25 protein-coding genes and 1 pseudogene are annotated in these 20,361 nt (G+C 66.5%); 10 read left to right on the top strand and 16 right to left on the bottom strand.

Going from position 1 to position 20,361, the window contains the following annotated elements; translation table 11 throughout:
• The first annotated feature begins 22 nt into the window (after positions 1-22).
• Genes PT015_RS11590 through PT015_RS11600 form a run of 3 tightly spaced genes read left to right on the top strand, consistent with a single transcriptional unit; the run spans position 23 to position 2,642 of the window.
• Entirely contained in the window at positions 23-595 is a 573-nt protein-coding gene (locus PT015_RS11590; protein ID WP_285191064.1) for an NADPH-dependent F420 reductase, read from the top strand.
• Positions 596-618: 23 nt separating this feature from the next.
• Positions 619-2,088 (top strand): pyruvate, phosphate dikinase, encoded by a 1,470-nt coding sequence (locus tag PT015_RS11595; protein WP_285191065.1) that lies wholly within the window; start codon positions 619-621, stop codon positions 2,086-2,088.
• On the top strand, positions 2,085-2,642 hold the full coding sequence (locus PT015_RS11600; protein ID WP_285190756.1) for a MarR family transcriptional regulator: 558 nt from the start codon (positions 2,085-2,087) through the stop codon (positions 2,640-2,642). Before PT015_RS11595 ends, PT015_RS11600 begins: the two co-directional genes overlap by 4 nt.
• A 4-nt stretch (positions 2,643-2,646) precedes the next feature.
• Here the strand turns inward: PT015_RS11600 and PT015_RS11605 are convergent, their stop codons facing one another.
• Positions 2,647-3,885 carry a WS/DGAT domain-containing protein gene (locus PT015_RS11605; RefSeq protein WP_285190757.1) on the bottom strand — a complete coding sequence of 413 codons (1,239 nt, stop codon included), beginning with the start codon at positions 3,883-3,885 and terminating at the stop codon, positions 2,647-2,649.
• 91 nt (positions 3,886-3,976) lie between these two features.
• Between PT015_RS11605 and PT015_RS11610 the strand changes: the two genes are divergently transcribed.
• Entirely contained in the window at positions 3,977-5,338 is a 1,362-nt protein-coding gene (locus tag PT015_RS11610; protein WP_285190758.1) for an HNH endonuclease signature motif containing protein, read from the top strand.
• Here the strand turns inward: PT015_RS11610 and PT015_RS11615 are convergent.
• From PT015_RS11615 to PT015_RS11625, 3 genes are all read right to left on the bottom strand, one after another.
• Complete coding sequence (locus PT015_RS11615) at positions 5,335-5,688, bottom strand: DUF732 domain-containing protein (RefSeq protein ID WP_285190759.1); 354 nt, start codon at positions 5,686-5,688, stop codon at positions 5,335-5,337. The two genes, PT015_RS11610 and PT015_RS11615, sit on opposite strands and share 4 nt — an antisense overlap.
• A 46-nt stretch (positions 5,689-5,734) precedes the next feature.
• Positions 5,735-6,631 carry an alpha/beta fold hydrolase gene (locus PT015_RS11620; RefSeq protein ID WP_285190760.1) on the bottom strand — a complete coding sequence of 299 codons (897 nt, stop codon included), beginning with the start codon at positions 6,629-6,631 and terminating at the stop codon, positions 5,735-5,737.
• 79 nt (positions 6,632-6,710) lie between these two features.
• The gene (locus PT015_RS11625) at positions 6,711-7,187 is read right to left on the bottom strand and encodes a VOC family protein (protein ID WP_285190762.1); all 477 of its coding nucleotides are present in this window, start codon (positions 7,185-7,187) and stop codon (positions 6,711-6,713) included.
• A 104-nt stretch (positions 7,188-7,291) separates the two neighbouring features.
• On the opposite strand from PT015_RS11625, the gene PT015_RS11630 reads away from it, so the two are divergent.
• Positions 7,292-8,158 carry an alpha/beta fold hydrolase gene (locus PT015_RS11630; RefSeq protein WP_285190763.1) on the top strand — a complete coding sequence of 289 codons (867 nt, stop codon included), beginning with the start codon at positions 7,292-7,294 and terminating at the stop codon, positions 8,156-8,158.
• Here the strand turns inward: PT015_RS11630 and gnd are convergent, their stop codons facing one another.
• Both gnd and PT015_RS11640 read right to left on the bottom strand, forming a co-directional pair.
• Positions 8,159-9,187 (bottom strand): phosphogluconate dehydrogenase (NAD(+)-dependent, decarboxylating), encoded by a 1,029-nt coding sequence (gnd, locus tag PT015_RS11635; RefSeq protein WP_285190764.1) that lies wholly within the window; start codon positions 9,185-9,187, stop codon positions 8,159-8,161.
• A 17-nt stretch (positions 9,188-9,204) separates the two neighbouring features.
• Positions 9,205-10,602 (bottom strand): glucose-6-phosphate dehydrogenase, encoded by a 1,398-nt coding sequence (locus tag PT015_RS11640; protein WP_285190765.1) that lies wholly within the window; start codon positions 10,600-10,602, stop codon positions 9,205-9,207.
• Positions 10,603-10,863: 261 nt separating this feature from the next.
• Here PT015_RS11640 and PT015_RS11645 point away from each other — a divergent pair, with 261 nt between their 5' ends.
• The gene (locus tag PT015_RS11645) at positions 10,864-11,652 is read left to right on the top strand and encodes an adenylate/guanylate cyclase domain-containing protein (RefSeq protein WP_285190766.1); all 789 of its coding nucleotides are present in this window, start codon (positions 10,864-10,866) and stop codon (positions 11,650-11,652) included.
• A gap of 109 nt (positions 11,653-11,761) precedes the next feature.
• Complete coding sequence (locus PT015_RS11650; RefSeq protein ID WP_285190767.1) at positions 11,762-12,739, top strand: IS481 family transposase; 978 nt, start codon at positions 11,762-11,764, stop codon at positions 12,737-12,739.
• A 10-nt stretch (positions 12,740-12,749) separates the two neighbouring features.
• Here PT015_RS11650 and PT015_RS11655 read toward each other — a convergent pair whose 3' ends face one another.
• Entirely contained in the window at positions 12,750-12,908 is a 159-nt protein-coding gene (locus PT015_RS11655; RefSeq protein WP_197503136.1) for a hypothetical protein, read from the bottom strand.
• 75 nt (positions 12,909-12,983) lie between these two features.
• Here PT015_RS11655 and PT015_RS11660 point away from each other — a divergent pair, with 75 nt between their 5' ends.
• Entirely contained in the window at positions 12,984-13,679 is a 696-nt protein-coding gene (locus tag PT015_RS11660; protein ID WP_285190768.1) for a guanylate cyclase, read from the top strand.
• Here the strand turns inward: PT015_RS11660 and PT015_RS11665 are convergent.
• Both PT015_RS11665 and PT015_RS11670 read right to left on the bottom strand, forming a co-directional pair.
• Positions 13,561-14,667, bottom strand: coding sequence for a DUF7802 domain-containing protein (locus PT015_RS11665; protein WP_285190769.1), 1,107 nt, complete (start codon positions 14,665-14,667; stop codon positions 13,561-13,563). The two genes, PT015_RS11660 and PT015_RS11665, sit on opposite strands and share 119 nt — an antisense overlap.
• A complete protein-coding gene (locus PT015_RS11670; RefSeq protein WP_285190770.1) occupies positions 14,667-15,575 on the bottom strand; it encodes a metal-dependent hydrolase in 909 nt (302 codons plus the stop codon). Before PT015_RS11670 ends, PT015_RS11665 begins: the two co-directional genes overlap by 1 nt.
• Positions 15,576-15,662: 87 nt before the next feature.
• Here PT015_RS11670 and PT015_RS11675 point away from each other — a divergent pair, with 87 nt between their 5' ends.
• Positions 15,663-16,280, top strand: a complete 618-nt coding sequence (locus tag PT015_RS11675) for a TetR/AcrR family transcriptional regulator (protein ID WP_285190771.1) — start codon at positions 15,663-15,665, stop codon at positions 16,278-16,280.
• Here the strand turns inward: PT015_RS11675 and PT015_RS11680 are convergent.
• The 5 genes and pseudogenes from PT015_RS11680 to PT015_RS11700 form a co-directional block, all read right to left on the bottom strand.
• Positions 16,264-16,662, bottom strand: a complete 399-nt coding sequence (locus PT015_RS11680; protein ID WP_285190773.1) for a VOC family protein — start codon at positions 16,660-16,662, stop codon at positions 16,264-16,266. The genes PT015_RS11675 and PT015_RS11680 overlap by 17 nt on opposite strands.
• Positions 16,663-16,701: 39 nt before the next feature.
• On the bottom strand, positions 16,702-17,043 hold the full coding sequence (locus tag PT015_RS11685; protein WP_285190774.1) for a hypothetical protein: 342 nt from the start codon (positions 17,041-17,043) through the stop codon (positions 16,702-16,704).
• 37 nt (positions 17,044-17,080) lie between these two features.
• Positions 17,081-17,596 (bottom strand): restriction endonuclease, encoded by a 516-nt coding sequence (locus PT015_RS11690; RefSeq protein WP_285190775.1) that lies wholly within the window; start codon positions 17,594-17,596, stop codon positions 17,081-17,083.
• Between the two features lie 45 nt (positions 17,597-17,641).
• A complete protein-coding gene (locus tag PT015_RS11695) occupies positions 17,642-17,977 on the bottom strand; it encodes a hypothetical protein (protein WP_285190776.1) in 336 nt (111 codons plus the stop codon).
• A gap of 181 nt (positions 17,978-18,158) precedes the next feature.
• Positions 18,159-18,395, bottom strand: a pseudogene (locus PT015_RS11700) (VOC family protein); the annotation flags it as partial.
• Positions 18,396-18,506: 111 nt separating this feature from the next.
• On the opposite strand from PT015_RS11700, the gene PT015_RS11705 reads away from it, so the two are divergent.
• A complete protein-coding gene (locus PT015_RS11705; RefSeq protein ID WP_285190777.1) occupies positions 18,507-18,872 on the top strand; it encodes a hypothetical protein in 366 nt (121 codons plus the stop codon).
• A 4-nt stretch (positions 18,873-18,876) separates the two neighbouring features.
• Here PT015_RS11705 and PT015_RS11710 read toward each other — a convergent pair whose 3' ends face one another.
• A complete protein-coding gene (locus tag PT015_RS11710; RefSeq protein WP_285190778.1) occupies positions 18,877-19,899 on the bottom strand; it encodes a DUF6670 family protein in 1,023 nt (340 codons plus the stop codon).
• A 22-nt stretch (positions 19,900-19,921) separates the two neighbouring features.
• A complete protein-coding gene (locus tag PT015_RS11715; RefSeq protein WP_285190779.1) occupies positions 19,922-20,305 on the bottom strand; it encodes a PH domain-containing protein in 384 nt (127 codons plus the stop codon).
• Between the last annotated feature and the right edge of the window lie 56 nt (positions 20,306-20,361).

Below are 20,361 nucleotides of genomic sequence, written 5' to 3' on the forward strand. Positions count from 1 at the left end.
AGCGGGCAACGTCGGCCGCACGCTGGGCACCGCCTGGCGCACCGGCGGCCACGACGTGACCTTCGGCGTGCGCAATCCCGACGACCCGAAGCACGCGGAGCTCGGTTCTGTACGGACCAATTTCGCCGCCGCGGACACTGCCGACGTGGTGGTGTTGTGCACCCCGTGGCAAGGCACCCAGGACGCCGTGCAGAGCTGCGGCGACCTCGCCGGGAAGGTTGTCATCGACGCAACCAACCCGCTGTCCCCCGACTTCAGCACGCTCGAGGTCGGGCTATCCAGCTCGGGCGCCGAGCTGGTGGCCGGCTGGGCGACGGGTGCGCGGGTCTGCAAGGCGATGAACCAGATCGGCGCCCCGATGATGGACCACCCCCAACTCGACGGCACTCCGGTGATGTTCGTCTGCGGCGATGACGACGCGGCCAAGTCGGTGACGGCCGGTCTGGTCGGTGAGCTGGGATTCGAGACCGTCGACGCCGGCGAGCTGGCGCTGGCCCGGCTGCTCGAGCCGTACGCGCTGCTCTGGATCCACCTCGCCTTGCGCCGCGGTCTCGGCACCGGCTTCGGATTCGGCCTGCTGCGCGGTCAATCCTGAACTCTTACATGTCGACACGGGCGGTGATACTGCTGGACGGCGCCGCCACGGCTCCGCCAGAAGTGCTGGGCCACAAGGGTTACGGCATCGACATGATGCGCCGCAACGGCTTGCCGGTGCCACCCGCGTTCTGCATCACCGCCGAAGTCGGCGCGCGGTATCGCGCCGATCCCAGGTCGACCATCGACGCGATCTGGTCGGATGTGCTGGACGGGATACGCACCCTGGAGGCGGCGACCTCGCGGACCTTCGGCGACGGGCCGCATCCGCTGCTGGTCAGTGTGCGTTCCGGTGCGGCGGTCTCGATGCCGGGAATGATGGACACCCTGCTGGACCTCGGCTTCGACGACGCTGTCGAAAAGGCCTTGGCGGCAGCGGGTTCGGTGTCGTTCGCCCGCGATTCCCGTCGGCGCTTCACCGAGTCTTTCACGCGCATCGCGACCGGCCCGGTGCCCGCCGACCCGTACGACCAACTGCGCGCCGCGATCGAGGCGGTGTTCGCCTCGTGGGACTCGCCGCGTGCCGTTGCCTACCGCACCCACCACGGCTTCGACGGCCACGGCGGCACCGCGGTGGTCGTGCAGGCAATGACCTTCGGCAACCTAGGCCGCAATTCCGGTGCCGGCGTGATCTTTTCGCGCAACCCGATGACGGGATCCGGCGACGAGTACGGCGAGTGGCTGCCGGGCGGGCAGGGCGACGACGTGGTGTCAGGCACGGTCGACGTCGAGCCGATCACTTGTCTGCGCGACCAGCAGCCAGCCGTCTACGCCGAATTGATCCGTGCCGCCGAAACATTGGAGCGGTTGACGGCAGACGTGCAGGAGATCGAGTTCACCGTCGAGGACGGCACGTTGTGGCTGCTGCAGACCCGGGCCGCGAAGCGCTCGGCACAGGCAGCCGTGCGACTGGCGCTGCAACTGCTTCACGACGGCCTGATCGACGAGGCCGAGACGCTGCGACGGGTGACACCGGCCGACGTGGGCGTACTGCTACAGCCGTCGCTGCAACCGGAAACACGTTTGGCCGCAGAGCTTTTGACCACCGGGCTGCCGGCCGGCCCCGGCATCGCCTCGGGTCGGGCCTACACCGAGGTGGACGCGGCCATCGACGCTGCCGATCGGGGCGAGGACGTCATCCTGGTCCGCAGCCACACCAGCCCGGACGACATTCACGGCATGCTGGTCGCACGAGGCATTGTCACCGAGACCGGGGGCGCCACCAGCCATGCGGCGGTGGTGAGCCGTGAGTTGGGCCGGGTGGCCGTGGTCGGCTGCGGCAGTGGAGTGGCGGCGACGCTGGCGGGCAAGCTCGTCACGGTCGACGGCAATTCCGGCGAGGTGCGCTCCGGCAGCCTGCCGTTGTCCGCGTGGTCCGAGGACAATACGCCCGAGCTTCGTGAGCTGGCCGACATCGCGCGGCGAGTCAGCCCGCCACGAGCGCACGCCGGCGGACTGGTCGCCATGCTGGAGGCGGTCCGAGTCTCGTCATGACCGATCTTGTTGTCCTACAGACTGTTCGACTGAAAGGTCGGGCTCGCCGCGAGGACGTGGACGGGGACGTCGACGCGTTGGTCGCATCGGGGCTGCTGCTCGACGGGCCGATGATCCGGTTGAGCCCCGAGGGCCGCACGCGGCTCGCCGAGCTACTGGCCGCGGAGCGGTCGTCCGCCGACGCCGCGGCGCTGGCGGCGGTGCACGGCGAGTTCCGCTCGGTCAATGTCGAGTTCAAGGCGCTGGTCACCGACTGGCAACTCCGGGGCGGTCAGCCCAACACTCACGACGACCCCGACTACGACGCCGCCGTGCTGGCCCGCCTCGATGAGGTGCATCGGCGAGTGACGCCTCTGGTGGACAGTGCCGCCGCGGAGCTTCCGCGGCTGGGTCGTTACTCGGAGAAGTTACAAGCGGCACTCGACCGGGTGCACGCCGGCGACACGATGTGGCTTTCCCGGCCGCTGATCGACTCGTACCACACCGTCTGGTTCGAACTGCACGAGGAGCTGATCCTGGCTGCGGGACTGACCCGCGAAGGTGAAGACGCGTAAGCGATTACAGCTCGGCGTCCAGCAGCGTGACGTAGTCGTCGATGTCACCAACGGCCGACTCCGCGGCGTGCACGCTGACGGTCACGGTGTCGCCGATGCCCCAGACGCCGTGGACGAGTCCCATCGCCGGCGACAGCCCCGGATACACAGCGGTCAGTAACACCGGCGCGTCGCCGAAATGCAGATCGGCCAGGCCACGGAAGATGCTGGAGATGACGGTGTTTCCCGCCACCAGCGACGGCTGGTCGTTGGGGTCGAAAAGACTTATTCCCCAACGCAACAGCGGCGCAGGCGTCGCGGCGAACGCTCGGTCCGCCGCCCGGAATGCCGGGTGCTCCGCGCGGCGGCGGGCATTGGTCAGATCTGCGGCGATCCGCTGCAAGCGATCGGCGCGGTCGAGCTGTGGGTACAGCCCGACGGTCACGTTGGCGAAATGGTTGTTGGACCGGGGCACGCCGGGTTTGGCCATCGTCACCTCGGCGACAGCGTCCTCGGCCTCGTCGCCCAAGTGCGCTGTGAGCGCCCCGGTGACGGCGGCCAGCGTCGCGACGGTGGCAGTGGGTCCGTGCAGTTCAGTGCGGTTTCGCACCAGCGTGCGTGCGGAGCGTCGTCCCGTCGGAAAAGCGTTGGTGGACAATGCCGGTCGAGGTCCGATAGCGGGTGGCAGCAGCCCGAATTGGGTGTCGCTGACCAGTTTACGATGGGCGCGGGCGGCCTCGATCGCGCGCAATGGCAGGAAGCCCGGCCGCTCCACCGCCACCGGGGCGACTGGGTCCGGTCGGCCGAATAGCCAGGCGGCCAACGCAATTGCCCGCGGGCCGTCGGATAGCGTGTGCGCGAATTGCATGACCGCGACCGTGCCGGGGCCGGTGCTGCCCGGAATGCCATGCACCGGGGTGTAAACGTGCATGCGCCACGGCGCCGTACAGACATCGAGGGGGTCATCGCCCAGCTTGGCCACCGCATCGATGCAGCTCTGCCACCGAGTGTCGGCCAGGTCGTGTCGCGCGATCCAGTCTCGCTCGACGGTGGTCGGCACCCACCGCGGATAAGTCAAGGGCGACCCGTCTTCCACGCGGACCGCCAGAGCGCGGCAGTCGTTTGCTCTGGCCAGGATCTCGTCGACGGTGCGCTCGAAATCGGTTGGCACACCGTCGAATGCGTAGAGCATGATCTCGTCGGTGGGGACCTTGGCCGACATCCAGTAGAACTGCGCGTCGATCGCAGTCATCCGGTTCGACATCTCAGCATCCTAGGTATCCACAGTCGCGGCTTTATCCAGAGGCAGGCTTCAGCCGGGTGCCTTTGTCGGAGGGTGTCGTTATAATTCGAACATGCGTTCGAGTAGTCGTGAGGAGGTTGTCGGGGTGCTCGACGCCCTGGAGGCCGGCTACAAAGCCGCCCTCGACCTGAGCTTCGATGCACTCACCACCCCGGAGCGCCTCGCGGTGCTGGAACGCTTCGAGACGTTTCGGCGGATGCAGCCCGCGATCGAACACGCACTGCTCACCGAGTTGGCCCGGGTGGAGCCGGCGGTGTTGGGCGGGAAGTTGCCGGCGGTGTTGGCGGATCGGTTGCGGATCACCCGTTCCGAGGCGTCGCGGCGCGTACACGAAGCCGAGGATCTGGGCGAGCGGCGGGCGCTGAACGGGGAGGCGTTGTCGCCGGTATTGGAGGCCACCGCCGCCGCGCAGCGCCACGGGCACGTGGGTGCCGGTCATGTCGCGGTGATCCGCTCGTTCTGGCAGCGGATCCCCGACTTCGTCGACATCGAGACCCGCGGCATCGCCGAGGCCCGGTTGGCTGGACTGAGCCTGCAGCACCGGCCCGACGAACTGGCCAAGCTCGCCGACAAGTTGATGGACTGTCTCAACCCTGACGGCGACTTCTCCGACGTCGACCGCGCCAAACGGCGCGGCGTCACGATCGGTAAGCAAGACATCGACGGTATGAGCAAGGTGACCGGCTACCTGACGCCCGAGGCGCGGGCGACATGGGACGCTGTCTTCGCCAAGCTCGCCGCCCCCGGCATGTGCAACCCCGACGACCACGAACCCTGCATCAGCGGCACACCCTCAGAAGCCCAGATCCAAGGCGACACCCGCAGCCTGGCGCAGCGCACCCACGACGCGCTCCTGGCCGCCGGCCGAGCACTGCTGGCCTCCGGCGATCTGGGTCAGCACAACGGCCTGCCCGCCAGCATCATCGTCACCACCACCCTGCAGGAGTTGGAACGAGGCGCCGGCCGCGGCCTCACCAGCGGCGGCACCCTGCTACCCATGTCGGATGTGATCCGGCTCGGCTCCCACGCCCACCACTACCTGGCGATCTTCCACAACGGCAAAGCCCTGGCGCTGTATCACACCAAACGCCTGGCCACCCCGGCCCAACGCCTCGTCCTCCACGCCCGAGATCGCGGCTGCACCTTCCCCGGCTGCCCTACGCCCGCCGACCGGTGCGAGGTCCACCACGACGACCCCTACCGAAACAACCCCGTCACCGACGTCAACACCCTCACCCTCGCCTGCCACCCCAACCATGAGATGACCGAAAAAGGCTGGAAGACCCGCAAAAACCACCGGTACGAAACCGAATGGATCCCACCACCCCACCTCGACCACGGCCAACCCCGCACCAACACCTACCACCACCCCGAAAAACAGCTACGGGACAGCGACGACGACGAGGCACCCTAGCTGTGCGCGTCGGGGCAGTAGACGCTGATGGCGTCGAGCAGAAACGGTCGCACCTGCGCGCCGGCCAGACCCTGGTTGACCAACTTGCCGGAAAGCTGCAGCAGGGCGGTGCTGAATGGACTGGGCAGCGCCCCGAGGCGAAGAGTGAAAATGTTTGAGCGAGAGAGCTTGTCGTCGTCGCAGCGCTCGTGCGCCAGGGCGATCAACTCCTCGGGTGGGCCCGCGGTGATCCCGTCGCGAGCCAGCAGCGCGAGAAACTGGTCGTCCTGCGGGTCGGCATGTGCGACCGCCCCCGCCGTCACGACCGCCGCGCCAGCGGCTGCCAGCCAGGCGAAAAAGTTGCCAACCATGGCTCAGCCTGACATCGATCGCCGCAATCCGCGACTTCAGCGACCGCTATGCGGAGCCGATGAAGCTCAGCACCAGATCGGCAACCTTGTCCGGCTCGTCGAGTTGCAGGAAGTGCCCGGCGCTGTCGACGACGGTCACGTCGCTGTCGTCGGGCAAGGCGTTGGGAATCCAGCGCGTGAAAGCCGCTGTCATGCAACCGTCGTCACGGCCGTGCAGGTACAGGCTCGGCAGCTTGGGCCGCGCCGTCCAATGCCGATGCAGGTCGCGGTACTGGGTCGGCGGACGGGTGTTGCGGATCGTCGCCCGGTACGGGCCGAGCGCGGCACGCCAGCTCTCGGGCGTGCCGATCGCGGCGTCGACGTGGCGCAGGTCGGTCTTGGCGTCGTAGCCGGGCGACCAGGTTTTCCAGAGTCGCGGCAGCACCCAGGACGCGGAACGCTCTGGCAGCCAGGGCAATTGGAAATACATGATGTACCAGCTGCGCAACAGTTGCGGCGGAATCTGAGCCAGCAGCCGACCGGTGTCGGACACCTTGCCCCGAAACGCCGCAGCCGGCGGCACCGACATGATCACCGCCTTGTCGAAAGGACTGTCGGGAATCGCCGCCAGACCATTGGCGGCCATCGCCCCCCAGTCGTGGCCGATGATGACGTCGCGGTCGGTGCCACCGATGGCGGCGCGCACCTGCAGCGCATCGTCCATCAGCGCCCCGATGTGATAGCTGCCGTCAGACGGTATCGACGACGGCGCATACCCGCGCATGAACGGCGCCACCACCCGCCAGCCCGCCTCGGCCAGTCGCGGCGCAACCTTGCGCCAGCCATAAGCGGTGTCAGGAAAACCGTGCAGACACAACGCAATCGGCGCGCTGGGCGGTCCCCACGTCAGAGCCTTCAGCTCGACGGCGGGCGCTTTGACGTCGATCCAACGGTGTTTGGTCATCACCTGAATCCTTCACGTAGGCGATCAGTCAGCCGTTGACCGCGGGCACAGTGCCCAACGTACGTGGTCGCGCAAGATGTCAGACCGAAGCAGCCGCTTTCTCCAGATCGGCAACCACGATCTTGTGCATCCCGTACATCGCCTGGGTGGCCGCGGTGGCGCGAGCCGGATCCGGGTCGCTGAGCAGGTCATACAGCCGCTGCGGAACGACCTGCCAGCTCAGGCCGAACTTGTCCTTGCACCAGCCGCACTGCGATTCCTGGCCACCGTCAGCGGTCAGTCGGTCCCAGTAGAAATCGACCTCGTCCTGGTCCTTGCAGTTGATCGTGAACGACACCGCTTCGTTGAACTGGAAGTGCGGCCCGCCATTGATTCCGATAAACCGTTGACCGTCCAGAACGAAGCTGCCGGACAGCACCGATCCTGGCTCGCCTGGCCCCGCATCAGTGGTCCGGTGCAGGCCGTCGAGGCTCGAGTTGGGAAAGATCGAGGCGTAGAACGTCGCCGCCTCTTCGAGGTTGTTGTCGAACCACAGCGTCGGCGTGATCGGGGGCATGCGCTCTCCTGGAAGTCGTTGCGAGTGTCTGGATAGGTAGACCCCGGCGAATTCCAAAACTCATCTGAGTAACGTCAAAGTGCGATCGACCGAGAGGACTGCCCGTGACCGCAGTGCGCAACACCCCCAAGACCGTCGAATTCTCCGGGGTTCAGGGGCTCACCCTGGTCGCAGACGAGTGGGGCCGCGGCACTGAGGAGGCCGCCGGCCGGCCGTCGATCCTCATGCTGCACGGCGGCGGGCAGAACCGGCACTCCTGGAAGAACACCGGCCAGATCCTTGCCGACCACGGCTTCCACGTCGTCGCGCTGGACAGCCGCGGCCACGGCGACAGCGACCGCTCCCCCAACGCCGACTACGACATCGAGACGCTGACCGCCGACGTCATGCACGTCCTCGACGTGATCGCCCGACCGGTGATCCTGATCGGCGCCAGCATGGGTGGGTTGACCGGAATCCTGGTCGCCGATCGGGCCGGCCCCGAGCGGGTCACCCGGCTGATCCTCGTCGACGTCGTGCCGCGCTTCGAGAAGAACGGCAGCGCCCGCATCCGCGACTTCATGTTCAGCGGGCTGCACGGGTTCGCCACCCTCGACGAGGCCGCGGACGCCGTCGCCGCCTACCTGCCGCACCGGACGCGGCCGCGCAGCCCGGAGGGCCTCAAGAAGAACCTTCGGTTACGCGACGGCCGCTGGTACTGGCATTGGGACCCGGCGTTCATGACGAAGCCGGGCGACGACCCCGAATTGCGCACCGAGAACTTCGAGCGCGCCGCGGCCGACCTGACGATCCCGGTGCTGTTGATCCGCGGCAAGCTCAGCGACGTCGTCAGCCCTGAGGGAGTCGAGCACTTCCTGGAAACGGTTCCGAACGCGGAGTTCGTCGAGTTGTCCGGCGCCGGGCACACCGCCGCCGGCGACGACAACGATGCGTTCAGTGACGTCGTGGTGACGTTCGCGACGCGGCCCTAGCTAGCCACCGACGCCGGGCTTCTCCGCGTGCCCGCCGAACTGTTTGCGCATCGCCGACAGCGCCTTGCTGGCGAAGTCGTCGAGGCTGCGTGAGGCGAACCGGGACTGCAGTGCGGTGGTCAGCACCGGCGCGGGGACGCCTTCGTCGATCGCCGCGATCGCGGTCCAGCGACCCTCACCGGAGTCCGACACCCGGCCGGAGAACTCGTGCAGATCCGGCGACTCGTGCAACGCGATAGCGGTCAGGTCGAGCAGCCAGGAGCCGACAACGCTTCCGCGGCGCCACAATTCGGCGATGTCTTCGATGTCGAACTCGTATTGGTAGGCCTCGGGATCCGAGAGCGGGGCGGTTTCGGCGTCGCCCGCTTCGATCCGCTTGCCGATGTCGGCGTTGCGAAGGATGTTGAGCCCCTCGGCAATTGAGGCCATCATCCCGTACTCGATGCCGTTGTGGACCATCTTCACGAAGTGGCCCGCACCGGACGGACCACAGTGCAGGTAGCCCTTCTCGGGCTGCGCGACCTCGCCGTCCCGCCCCGGTGTGCGCGGTGCGGCGTCGACGCCCGGAGCGATGACGGAGAACAGCGGCTCGGCGTGCTCGAAGGCGTAGTCGTCGCCGCCGATCATCAGGCAGTAGCCCCGGTCGCGACCCCATACACCACCGCTGGTACCGCAGTCGATCAGGTGAATGCCCTTCTCGGACAACAGCTTCGAATGTTTCATATCGTCGCGGTAGTAGGAGTTTCCGCCGTCGATGACGATGTCCCCGGATTCGAGGGTGTCGCCCAGCTCTTCGATCACGCCGGTCGTGATGGTCCCGGCGGGGACCATCACCCAGACGACTCGCGGCGTCGACATCTTCTCGGCGAGCTCCTTCAGCGAGAACACCCCGGTCGTGTTCTGCTCGCCGGCCATCGCCTTGACGGCGTCCTCGCTGTGGTCGTAGACGACGACTTCGTGTCCGTGGTCGGCGACGCGGCGGGCGATGTTGGCGCCCATTCGGCCCAGGCCGATCATGCCTAACTGCATCTCGCTCGTTCTCCTTGTTAGTGGTGACTGGCTAGCCACGGCTGTTGCCAGCCGCGATGTCCTCGTAGCAAATCGCGGGCCGCGTCCGGGCCCCACGAGCCGGGTTCGTAGAGGTGCAGCTCGCCGGGGTTGTCCAGCAACGGCTGCACGATGCGCCAGGTCTCCTCGATGCCGTCCTCGCGCGCGAACAGTTGGCGGTCACCCGTGAGCGCCCCGTGCAGCAACCGCTCGTAGGGCAGCAGCGGCTCCCCCAGGTCGGCCATGAATGACGAGTCCAGATGCAGGTCGCGCCAGCGGTCACCGTCGAGGGCGGTCAACTGCAGCCGCAGCCCCGGGTCGGGGTCGATGCGCAGGACGATCTGGTTGGACTGGGCCTGCCGGCGGCCACCCAGAAACGCCAGCGACGGGACGCGGTGGGTGAACAGCCGCACCTCGGTGACCCGCTCGGTCAGCGCCTTACCGGCGCGCAGGAAGATCGGCACGCCAGCCCAGCGCCAGTTGTCGATCCCCAGCCGGAGCGCGACGAACGTCTCGGTCTCCGAATCCTTGGCCACGCCCGCGATGTCGCGGTAGCCGCGGTACTGACCGCGCACCGCGCGCTCTGGATCGACAGCCGGGATGGCACGGAGGACGTCGGCCTTCTTGTCGTTGAGGTCATCCGCGCTCGGCCCGACGGGCGGCTCCATCGCGACGCCGGCGAGCACCTGAAGCAGGTGGTTCTGCACGACGTCGCGCAACGTGCCGACGCTGTCGTAGAAACTGCCGCGATCCTCGACGCCGAAGTCCTCGGCCATGGTGATCTGGATTTCGGAGATGCTGGTGCGGTTCCATATCTCGGCCAGCGCCAGGTTGCCGAACCGCAGGTATTCCAGCTCGACGACCGGTTCCTTGCCGAGGAAGTGGTCTACTCGGAAGATCTGTTCCTCGTCGAGCACCGCGCGCAACCGGGAGTTCAGCTCACCCGCCGACTTGAGGTCGTGCCCGAACGGCTTCTCTACCGCGACGCGGGACTTCCCCAGTAGCCCCGCCTGGGCCAGGTTCTCCACGATCGGCGCGAACAGCGACGGCGGCATCTCCAGGTAGAACGTGCAGCGGCGGCCGGGACCGATCTGCTCGGCCAGCGCGCTGTAGAGCTTCGAGTCGGTGACGTCGCCGTGCAGGTAGGACAGCCGCTTGGCGAACCGGTCGAAGACGTCGCGCTCGATCGTCTCGCCGGCACCCTCGATCGCCGCGCGGGCCCGGGTGATCAACTCGTCGACGCCGATGTCGTCGCTGGCGACGCCGAGAATCGGGCACTCCAGCAAGCCGCGGCGCTCCAGACGGTAGAGCGCCTGGAAGGTCATCTTGCGAGCCAGATCGCCGGTGATTCCGAAAACCACCAGCAGATCTGAGGCTCCTGCGCCGGGTTCGGCCAATCGGGACCTCCACGAGTTATTCGACTCGGCTCCCGCCGTGGCCAGGTACAACCCTAAACACTGCGGATCGGCGCGACAACCGGAGATCATGCTGCGTAGCCGCTGGCAGTCACCGTCAAACCCGCTGGTAGAAGAATTCGCGGAAGGTACACGCTCAGTTGACCTTTCGCGCACCTGCCGGTTGAGCGCGCCGACGACACTCTCTGGCCAATTCGGCGGGGCCGCCACGAAAGTCGCCGCGGATCAGGAAAGATCCATGACATGCCCGACCACATCATGGTGTACGCGTTGGCCGCCGTGACGCTCATCGAGGCCGTGGCGATCGGCGTGCTGTGGCGGCTGTGGTCGCGAAGCAAGGCAATCGTCGAGGAGCTGCAGCGGCAACCCGATCTGTTGAGCTTCGGTTCCAAGGCGGTCAAGACCGTGTGGGAGACCGCGAACCTGGTGCGCAAGGAGGGGTTCGGCGCCGCGGTGCGCAGTTCGATCGAAGACCTGGCCGACTGGGCCGAAGTCGAACGTCCCGACCTGGCGCGGGTGACCCACGACGGCAAGTTCGCGATCCTGTTCTCCGACATCGAGGAGTCCACCGCGCTCAACGAACGCGTCGGCGACCGGGCCTGGGTGCGACTCATCGGCGAGCACGACAAGCAGGTCCGCAAGCTGGTCAAGGCGCACGCTGGGCACGTGGTGAAGAGCCAGGGCGACGGCTTCATGATCGCTTTCGGCCGCGCCGAGGAGGCGGTGCGCTGCGGCATCGACATGCAGGATGCGCTGCACCGTGACGCACACCGTAAGCGCCGCAACGGAATTCGGGTTCGGATCGGCGTTCACGTCGGACGGTCGGTGCGCCGCGGTGACGACCTGTTCGGCCGAAACGTCGCGATGGCGGCGCGGGTGGCCGCAGAGGCTTGCGGCGGTGAGGTTTTGGTGAGCTCGACGGTGCGCGACGCGCTCGGCGACTGCGACGATCTCGAGTTCGACGGTGGCCGTGAGGCCGAACTGAAAGGCTTCGCCGGCACCCACCGGCTGTATGCCGTCGCCGCGGCCTGAAGCGTCTAGTTGTACTCGGCGGACACGTTGGTGACGGTTGTTGATTGAGAGGAGGACCTCCGGGCTTAGTGGAGATATCTGACGTCTTCACGACCACACGGAGGTCCTCGTGTCCCACGCTAATGCCCGTTTGACCGTTCACGGCCGCGCTTTGCTCGTCGATCGAATCATCGGTGGTCGACGACCGGTTGCCCATGTCGCGGCCGAACTGGGTGTTTCACGACAGTGCGCGCATCGCTGGGTGCGGCGTTTCCGCGAGCTCGGATCGGCGGGTTTGGCGGATCGATCGTCACGGCCGCAGCGGTGCCCGCGCCGTACGGCACCCGAGATCGAAGCTCAGGTGATCGCCCTGCGTCTGCGCGAGCGCCGCGGCCAAGACTGGATCGGGGCCGAGCTTGGAGTCTCGCCGCGCACCGTCAGTACGATCCTGCGACGCCACCAGGTGCCGTATCTGCGTGACTGTGATCCGCTCACCGGCACACCAATCCGCGCATCGAAAACCACCGCGGTCCGCTATGAACGAGCACGACCTGGCGAGCTAATCCATATGGACGTCAAAAAGATTGGCCGCATCCCGGCCGGCGGTGGATGGAAGGCCAACGGCCGGGCTGCCGGAGATACCTACGCCCACAAGGTCGCCGGCACCGGATTCGATTACGTGCACTCAGCTGTCGATGACCACTCCCGTTTGGCGTATTCCGAGATCCTTGCTGACGAGAAAGGCCAAACGTGCGCGGCGTTTCTCACCCGGGCCGCCACGTATTTCGCGGCGTACGGCGTCACCAGCATCGAGCGCGTCATCACCGACAACCACTTCAGTTACCGGCGATCAGCCGCCGTGGCCGACGTGATCGCCTCGCTCAATGCCACGCACAAATTCATCCGTCCGCATTGCCCTTGGCAGAACGGCAAAGTCGAGCGCTTCAACCGAACCCTGCAAACCGAATGGGCCTACCACCAGATCTTCACCACCAATGACGCCCGCAGCGCAGCCCTTGCCCCCTGGCTTGACCACTACAACAATCAACGACGCCACACAGCACTCGGAGGCCAACCCCCGATCAGCCGACTGACAACAACGTCTTAGCCGAGTACAGCTAGTCGTCGCCGGCCTCGGCCAGGCGCTGCTGCAGGCGGTCGCGGATCTCGTTGGGCGTGTAGGCCCGCCGCCGCCGTTGGTCGCGGACGACCAGCACGCCACCGGCCGCCACTCCGACAACTCCGGCCAATCCCAGCAACTTCCAGACGGTGCGCATCGACCCAGATTATTCATGATCGGGGTTATTCGCGACTGCATCCCGGCGGGGTGGGTATGTGCATATGGTTCGGTAGTGGATACGCACACCGTGACCGTGAGCCAAGCCCTCGAGCAAACCAGGACCGGCGACGTCTGGCTGTTCCGCGGGCATTCCGGACCCGACCGCGCGATCCAGACGATGTCCAACAGCCCGGTCAATCACGTCGGCATGACCGTCGCGATCGAGGACCTGCCGCCGCTGATGTGGCACGCCGAATTGGGCGACAAGCTGACCGACGTCTGGACTGCCACCAACCACCGCGGCGTGCAACTCAACGACGCGCGTGACGCTGTCGAGCGGTGGCTGAAGCAGTACGGGCAGCGGGCCTGGTTCCGACAGATGACGCCGGATATCGACCACGCCCAGGAGAATCGGTTGTTGAAGGTGATCGCGCGGATGGATGGCACGCCGTTCCCGTCTACCACCCGGCTCACGCTGCGGTGGCTGCGCGGTCAGCTGCCGACCCGGTATGACTGGGTGCGCGGAATCCCGTGGATCGACGCCAAAGTTCGGGAGTCGACCCGGCGGCGGCGGGCTGAGCAGCGCAGCGGGCGCTTCGAATCCGCCTACTGCGCAGAGACGGTCGCCGTCACCTACGAGGAGATGGGTCTCATCGAGACCGAGAAGCGGACGAATTGGTTTGATCCGGGCCGGTTTTGGAGCGGTGACGATCTGCCGCTGATCGCGCCGTATCGCCTGGGTCGTGAGATCGCGGTCGTTGCAGACTGACCGCCCACACCGCGAGTGCCAGACACCCCGCCGCGTAAGGCAGGTTCCCGGTCGGCGGAAGCGCCGTGATCCAGAGTGCCGCCAGCACAACGAGGTACAGCGGCCCGAAGACGCGAACGAGCCCGCTGGGCTCCGGCGTTACGTTCCGTGACTGGCCGATCAGCGCCGGCAACGCGACCACGGCGACGGCCGCCAACTCGACGGTGAATAGCGCGGCCTGCACCGCGGTGTGCGGGTGCGGGCCGCCGAACAACGACGTCGGAATGCTCAGCACGGCGATGCCGACCGGTACCAGCGCGCCGGCGAGCACCGTCCGCCCCACCCGATGGGGCCCTTGGACCAGTCGCAGCACGAGCACCGTGACGACGATGGGACCGAGGGTGGCGAAAATGAACACGCTTGTCATCGGCACCGCGGTCAGCATCGGGTGATTGATCGGGTTGGCGGTGTTCCATGCCCACCAATGCAATTGGGGCCCGAGTTGGTCGAAGATCTCGTAGAAGCAGTGGTGGACGAAGCCGACGCAGACGGCGCCGACGATGATCCCCCGATCGCGAAACACCCCCAGGCCGCGGACGATCTCGTAGGCCACGCTGACCACGGCCGGGTACAGCGCGACGATGTAGAGCGGCAGCCGGTCGAACAGGAAGTCGACGGTGAAGACGTTGTGCACGAACACGATTCCCAGCTGGTCCTCGATCCCGAAGACGTTCGGGAAGTACAGCGGGACCTCGATGACGAACAGGTAGACGACCGTGGCGAACCAGAGTGCGAGGTTGGTCGGATCGCCGTGGCGGCGAAGCCGACGGATGGCGTGCACCAGCGCCAGCACCGCGCCGGTGACCATCATGAACTCCACGACGGGCAGCGTCAGGTTGGTCAGGTGCAGCGGATTGCGCAGGTGGACGAGCGCCGGAGCGTGCCGGCAGCTGAAATGACCCAGCGGACCGGCGATCTCGTCGAACGCCGCGGTGCACTGCTGGGCCATCAGGACGCGGCCCGACCGGTGTACCAATGCGTCACGTCGCCGCCGCCGTTCCAGCGCTCGAACCACGCGTCGGCGAAGCGCGGCAGCGGCTGGTGCTCCGGGTTGTGATAGGGCGTCTGGCTCAACAAGACTCGGCTCACGGCGCGGAAACGCTGCAGGCGGGGCACGGTGGCGAAGGCGTTGGGAATCGTCGAGCGCTCCCGGGCCAGCCTGGCGCGCAGACCCTGTTTCAGCCCGAACGTCGGCAGCAGTGTCCGGGCATCGACCTTGCGGTCCGCCTCGGGTACGTGGGCGTTCACACCGTCGGCGATGATCCGCGTCACCTCGATGAGGTGGCGAAAGATTCTGGGCAGGGCGCGAATCCGATACCAGTTGTCGCCCACCACGGAGTCGTAGATGACCAGGGCCGAACTCCGGTGTTCCACCTCTTCGACGAAGTGCCACAGGAACAACGACGCGACCCGCTCGTCGCCCGGGCGGAACAGCGTCGCCTCGTTGTCGAGCAACATCTTGAAGCTCGGGGTGAACGTGGCCTCCAGGTCGGCGATGTAGGCCAGCCGGTACTTCAGCGGGGTGGTGCTGGTGACCTCGTCGAAGCTGACGGTCGCGGCGTCAAAGGTGGTCTGCAGTCCGGGGTATCGCTTGACGAGCGCCGAGACATGCTTGCGGTGCGTGCTGGAGTGCTGGGCCTCCTGTCGCAGGAACGCCGTCGCCTCGGCGGCCACCTGCGGGTCAGTGATCAGCGGCTTGGCTTCCTGGACGGCGGCGACGATGAATTGCTCGAAGCAGATCGCGATGATCGACGTCGCGTTCATGAAGAACGAGAACCGCGGGTTGGCCGGGTTCCACTCCCAGGGCACGTCGCCGGTGAAGTCGAACTTCGGGCGGCGAACTTCGAGGGCTGTCATCAACGCTCCAGTCGGTAATTGCACACAATGCTCAGGAATGTGTCATGTGTGTATTCTTGGCTCAACGAAGCGGGAGAGTCAAGGCTGATGGGACGCAAAGGCTGGGCGGGGTCGCCGCCGGCGGACGACGCGGAGGCGCGCAAGCGAATCGTCGACGCGGCGTTGCGGCAGGTCGACCGCCGAGGCGCGGCGCACACCACGGTGGCTGACATCGCCGATGCGCTGGGGATCACCCGGCGGACCGTGTACCGCTACTTCGCCGGCACCGAGGAGCTGTTCACCGCGGTCGCAGAGGTGGCACTCGGCAGCTTCGTCGCGCAGATCGACCGACTGGTGGCCGACCTCGACGTCGCCAGCCAGCTCGTCGAGGTCGTCGCGCACATCGTCGAGCGGCTGCCACACGAACCGCAGCTGGTGCTGCTGCTGGCCAACGACCGCTCCAACACGTTCAGCCGCGCGATGTTGACGCCCGAGGTCATCGAACGATGCCGGGCGATCCTGCATCATGCCCAGATCGACTGGGATCAACTGGGTTTCGACGACGCGACCATCGACGAGTTGATCGAGTTCCTGCTGCGGATGATTCAGTCGATGGTCATCGCGCCACCGGATCCGCCACGTTCGGCGGGCGAACTGCGCGGCTACCTCCGCCGCTGGGTCGGCCCGGCACTATCGCCTCCGGGCAGTGTCAGCTCCAGAACTTAGCCCGGGCCTCGTCCGTCACCGGGGTGAACAGATTGACGAGATTGCCGTCCGGATCCCGAAACAGCAGCGCGCGGTTGCCCCACGGCATGGTCGTCGGCGCCGTCACGACCTCACCGACATGGGGACGCAGGCGCTCGTACTCGGCATCCACGTCGTCGACGAGGAACTCGATGATCGCGCTACGGTTGGCGGCCGGCTCGGCAGACCCGGCGCCGAACAGCGGCACGGTCTTCTCGCTGCCGATCGCCAAAGTGCCGACGTCAGTAGGTATCTCGGCGAACAGCTCGTTGCCCCACACCGCGGGCGTCTGCGTCACCTGCTCGTAGAAGTCAACGAGTTGCTGCACGTCGGCGGTGATGAGCCGAGTCGATACGAATGTCATGCGGGCGATGTTAGGCGGCGCCTGTGACAAGAAAGCCCGTCAGATCGGCGTCCAGATCTTGTTGTTCCAGAAGCCCCAAGCGCGTGCGGTCATATTCCACATCACCTGGGCGCCCGGGGCCCACGGTGGCGGTGGAGGTTGCGGCGACGCCCAGGCCGGCGGTAGGCCCCACGGGCCGTTCCCTATCGGCCCACCCTGGCCGGCGGCGCGCTGCCAGTCATGGCACTGGTTCCAGTCCCAGTCGTAGATGCTGCCCCAGCTTTGGTCCCAAGGCTGGCCGGGACACCAGTGGAAGGCCGGTGGCGGGGCCGCGTTCGAAATCCCGCCGGCAAGTGCCAGCGCCGAGATCGCGACGAGCATCGCCCGCTTCATCGTCACCATCTCCCAGAGTGTGCCCTAGTCAGACTCGGGCGCGGCGCTAAACCGCACGGCGGGCGGGAGGCGGCACCCACGACTGCAGCGTGCGACGGCCGATCAGCTGGCAATTGTGGGTGAAGGCCAGCTTCTTGGCCGCATCGGTGAACTCCTGGTTGCTGATGACGATGCTTCGCACGCAGTCGTGGTGCCGGGCGCCGGCGACCACCTGCTGCACCGCGGCGACGCCGACCGGCCTGCCTAGACGCTTGCACTGGACCGCGATCGACGCGTCATCCCGCCGGGCGATCAGGTCGACGCCGTAATCGCCGCTGGCCGGGGTGAACATCACGTCCCAGCCGGCGCGATGCAGGCGGGCCGCGACGTAGTCCTCGAAATCGGTTCCCGTCATGGCGTCGACCGCCGCCATGCCGTCCTTGGGCCGCCGCCGCTCGGCCGAGAGGACAACGGCGAGCAGCAATCCGACGGCGGCGCCCGCCAGACCCACCCCGACGCTGTGGGCGACGAGGCCCGCAAAAATCCCGAAGTAGACCGGGAGGAACAGGTTGGTGATCGTCATCTCGCGTCGATGGTAAAAGCGGCCACCGACATTCGCGGTGAGGACTCAGCCGGTTTTGGTCAGTTGAATGGCGATGGGAGCAATCATCGGGCAATGGTAGGTGCCGGTCAGCGCACCGTCGTCGATGGTCGTCGCGCAACCGGCGTTGGTGGTGCCGGACCAGCCACCGCCCTGCCGGTGCAACTGACCATGTGCACCACCGTCGATGCTGAGACACCCCGCGCCACAGGACGACATCGCCCACTCGAAGCCGCCGTCTCGCAGTCCATCCCCCGTGACGTGATAGGTACCGCCGGTGAGTTCGGCATGAGCCGGGACCGCCATTGCCACCGCGACGCTCGCCAGCAGCGCCGCCATTACCCCAAATCGCTTGTCTGCCATCGGCCGAGCCTAGGTACGGGAGCCCGCGCGGCGCTACGGGGATATCCCTGGTATTCGCTATGAGTTACGGATGAAAGCTCGGATCATTCTGCGGCGGAGCCGGTGAATCCGTAGCTAGGACAGCGCCCTTCGCGCCTGCAGGAGAACGCCGGGCACCGTGGGTGCGAGGTCTTTCCGGCTCATTGATGCCGACGGCTTGATCGGCGTGCGTCAACCTCGTCCCGGCGCGGGCCGGCTGGATGCCGATGTAGCTGTGCGGGTTGACATTTCGTGTCATGTAGTAAATCGACTGGTATTCCATGTCGAGTGACGAGAAGCTACTGAAGCCCAGCCAGCCGAACAGCGCGTCGTAGAACTCGATCGATTTCTCGTAATCGAGCACCGCGAACTCGACGTGACTGACACCCCGCCACCGCATTGCGCCTCCTCGACTTGTGAGCAATTCCAGCATGATTGTGCGGTTCTCGTCCATGACACCGGCTCGCGGCGCACGATCGGGCAATCGTCGTTGCCAACGAAAGGTCGAGCAATGAACACAAGCCGCGTTCTCGCGGGCCTGACGGCCGCCGCTCTGATGTCGGGCAGCCTCGGCATGGTCGCCACCGCCCAGGCACAGCCTGGCATTCCGGCCCCTACCGACGACAACGGGTGGGGACCGCCGCATCACTGGTGCCCTGGCGAACAACCCCGGCCGGCTACCGGAAACCACGTCACCGATCCGTTGAATTGGGACTGGAACGTCTGCCACACCTACTACTTCCTGTGGCCCGGGATGGGCAACGTCTCCAGCCTGATCTGGGACGGCGACAATCCGCCGGCCAGGCCCGGGCCGCCGATGGGTGTCTACTGCGACCCCGAGTCCTTCACGAACTGCCGGATCGACAACCACCCGTAGGCACTCATCGCAGGTCGACGTATTCGAAATACGCGGTGCCGCGAATCGCGGTGCCACGGAACGTTCCGACATAGTCGTAGCTGCCAACGAATCCGGCTCCCAGCCCGTACACCCAGTCGCCGTTGCACCGGCCGCTGACGCTGATCACCTCGACCCCGTCCTGGCGCGCCGACCATCGCACGGTGGCAGGCATGGGCATGTCGTGGCCGCCTGGCGTCGGACGCGGCGTCGGCTCGTATTCCTCGATCTCGAACGTGGTGTCGAGCAGTTCGGACCCGTAGTCGTCCAGTCCGCGAATCCATGTCGCGTAGATGAGTTCGATGCCGCCCGCGCCCACCACCTTCGACGTCAACACCTGGGTGCGGTCGTCGATGTTGAGGACGTGATAGGAGAAGAACGGCACCGGCAGGTTCGGGCTGCCGGGTATCCGGACGGAGTGCAGCCCGATGCCGGTGGCGTACTCGAGCGTGCACAATCCGGAAATCGACTGTCCGCCAAGCGATCCGTCGTACTGGCACAGCAGGCTCCAGTGGGTGTAGAGGTCACCCGGCAGATCGACGAAATACGTCACCTTGTCCGTCGCCCGGATGGCGAGGTCGACGGACACATCGCGATGAAAGCGCCGGAGGTGAAAGTCCGGGTAGGCGCCTTCGATGGTCAGGTCGTCTCCGAAGCGAACGAGGCGGCCGTCGGCGCTGAATTCGCAGTCCCGCGCGATCGAGTAGGTGTGCAGGCCCTCGCCACGCATACCGCCGGTGGCCGAGACCAGATATGCGGTATCGCGCGCGCTGGTGGTGATCGCATGATCGTTGGAGAAGATCGCGATACCCGGCGTCCCGACGATCGACATGACCCCGAAGGTGCGGTACGGCTCGGGCAGGTTCGGGACCATCAGCCCGTAGTGCGCCCAACTCGACCGCACACCGTGGGGCGGCGCGAGCGGCGTGCGGGGATCGAAAGGACGGCCGATTCGGCGGCTGTTGCGGTTGAGGCGTTGCGCGAACGCTGACACTGCCGATGCGATCATGGCTAGACCTTATTTGCCGGAACTAGATGTAGGTCCTGAGCACAGTGACGAAATCTTCCGGGTCCACCAGGCTGAGGCACAGCGTACGAACCTCACCCCAGCTATTGCTCTGCAGCCGAACCGATTTCGAGGTAACCGCCGGCGCGAGCGCGATCTCCACGATGCCGTCGCGCGATCCGTTGACCAACCACACGTCTCCGCTTGGGTGGACTCCCCACGAGAAGGGCCGCCGGTCGATGGCGCGCACCGACGCGATCTTCGTCAGCGGGACGTCCAACCGAAAAGCCCAGCCGTGCCTGACCTGCAGCGCGTCATCGGTCACTCTGATCATCGTGCGCTTCGGTCCGAGTCCGACGACGGTTGCCAGCGGGAGATACCAGCGGTCGTAACGCATCGCGAAGTCCACGTCGATATTGTCGCGCGACGGCGCCTGACCTCGACGACAACCGAATTATCTGACTC

The organism is Candidatus Mycobacterium wuenschmannii, from assembly GCF_030252325.1.
GTDB lineage: Bacteria > Actinomycetota > Actinomycetes > Mycobacteriales > Mycobacteriaceae > Mycobacterium > Mycobacterium wuenschmannii.

Bases quoted from the DNA above. Each gene is read 5' to 3' on its own strand.
- PT015_RS11600 (WP_285190756.1), top strand. From the start codon at position 2,085: ATGACCGATCTTGTTGTCCTACAGACTGTTCGACTGAAAGGTCGGGCT.
- PT015_RS11605 (WP_285190757.1), bottom strand. From the start codon at position 3,885: ATGTCGAACCGGATGACTGCGATCGACGCGCAGTTCTACTGGATGTCG.
- PT015_RS11610 (WP_285190758.1), top strand. From the start codon at position 3,977: ATGCGTTCGAGTAGTCGTGAGGAGGTTGTCGGGGTGCTCGACGCCCTG.
- PT015_RS11615 (WP_285190759.1), bottom strand. From the start codon at position 5,688: ATGGTTGGCAACTTTTTCGCCTGGCTGGCAGCCGCTGGCGCGGCGGTC.
- PT015_RS11620 (WP_285190760.1), bottom strand. From the start codon at position 6,631: ATGACCAAACACCGTTGGATCGACGTCAAAGCGCCCGCCGTCGAGCTG.
- PT015_RS11625 (WP_285190762.1), bottom strand. From the start codon at position 7,187: ATGCCCCCGATCACGCCGACGCTGTGGTTCGACAACAACCTCGAAGAG.
- gnd (WP_285190764.1), bottom strand. From the start codon at position 9,187: ATGCAGTTAGGCATGATCGGCCTGGGCCGAATGGGCGCCAACATCGCC.
- PT015_RS11645 (WP_285190766.1), top strand. From the start codon at position 10,864: ATGCCCGACCACATCATGGTGTACGCGTTGGCCGCCGTGACGCTCATC.
- PT015_RS11655 (WP_197503136.1), bottom strand. From the start codon at position 12,908: ATGCGCACCGTCTGGAAGTTGCTGGGATTGGCCGGAGTTGTCGGAGTG.
- PT015_RS11665 (WP_285190769.1), bottom strand. From the start codon at position 14,667: ATGGCCCAGCAGTGCACCGCGGCGTTCGACGAGATCGCCGGTCCGCTG.
- PT015_RS11670 (WP_285190770.1), bottom strand. From the start codon at position 15,575: ATGACAGCCCTCGAAGTTCGCCGCCCGAAGTTCGACTTCACCGGCGAC.
- PT015_RS11675 (WP_285190771.1), top strand. From the start codon at position 15,663: ATGGGACGCAAAGGCTGGGCGGGGTCGCCGCCGGCGGACGACGCGGAG.
- PT015_RS11680 (WP_285190773.1), bottom strand. From the start codon at position 16,662: ATGACATTCGTATCGACTCGGCTCATCACCGCCGACGTGCAGCAACTC.
- PT015_RS11685 (WP_285190774.1), bottom strand. From the start codon at position 17,043: ATGGTGACGATGAAGCGGGCGATGCTCGTCGCGATCTCGGCGCTGGCA.
- PT015_RS11690 (WP_285190775.1), bottom strand. From the start codon at position 17,596: ATGACGATCACCAACCTGTTCCTCCCGGTCTACTTCGGGATTTTTGCG.
- PT015_RS11695 (WP_285190776.1), bottom strand. From the start codon at position 17,977: ATGGCAGACAAGCGATTTGGGGTAATGGCGGCGCTGCTGGCGAGCGTC.
- PT015_RS11705 (WP_285190777.1), top strand. From the start codon at position 18,507: ATGAACACAAGCCGCGTTCTCGCGGGCCTGACGGCCGCCGCTCTGATG.
- PT015_RS11710 (WP_285190778.1), bottom strand. From the start codon at position 19,899: ATGATCGCATCGGCAGTGTCAGCGTTCGCGCAACGCCTCAACCGCAAC.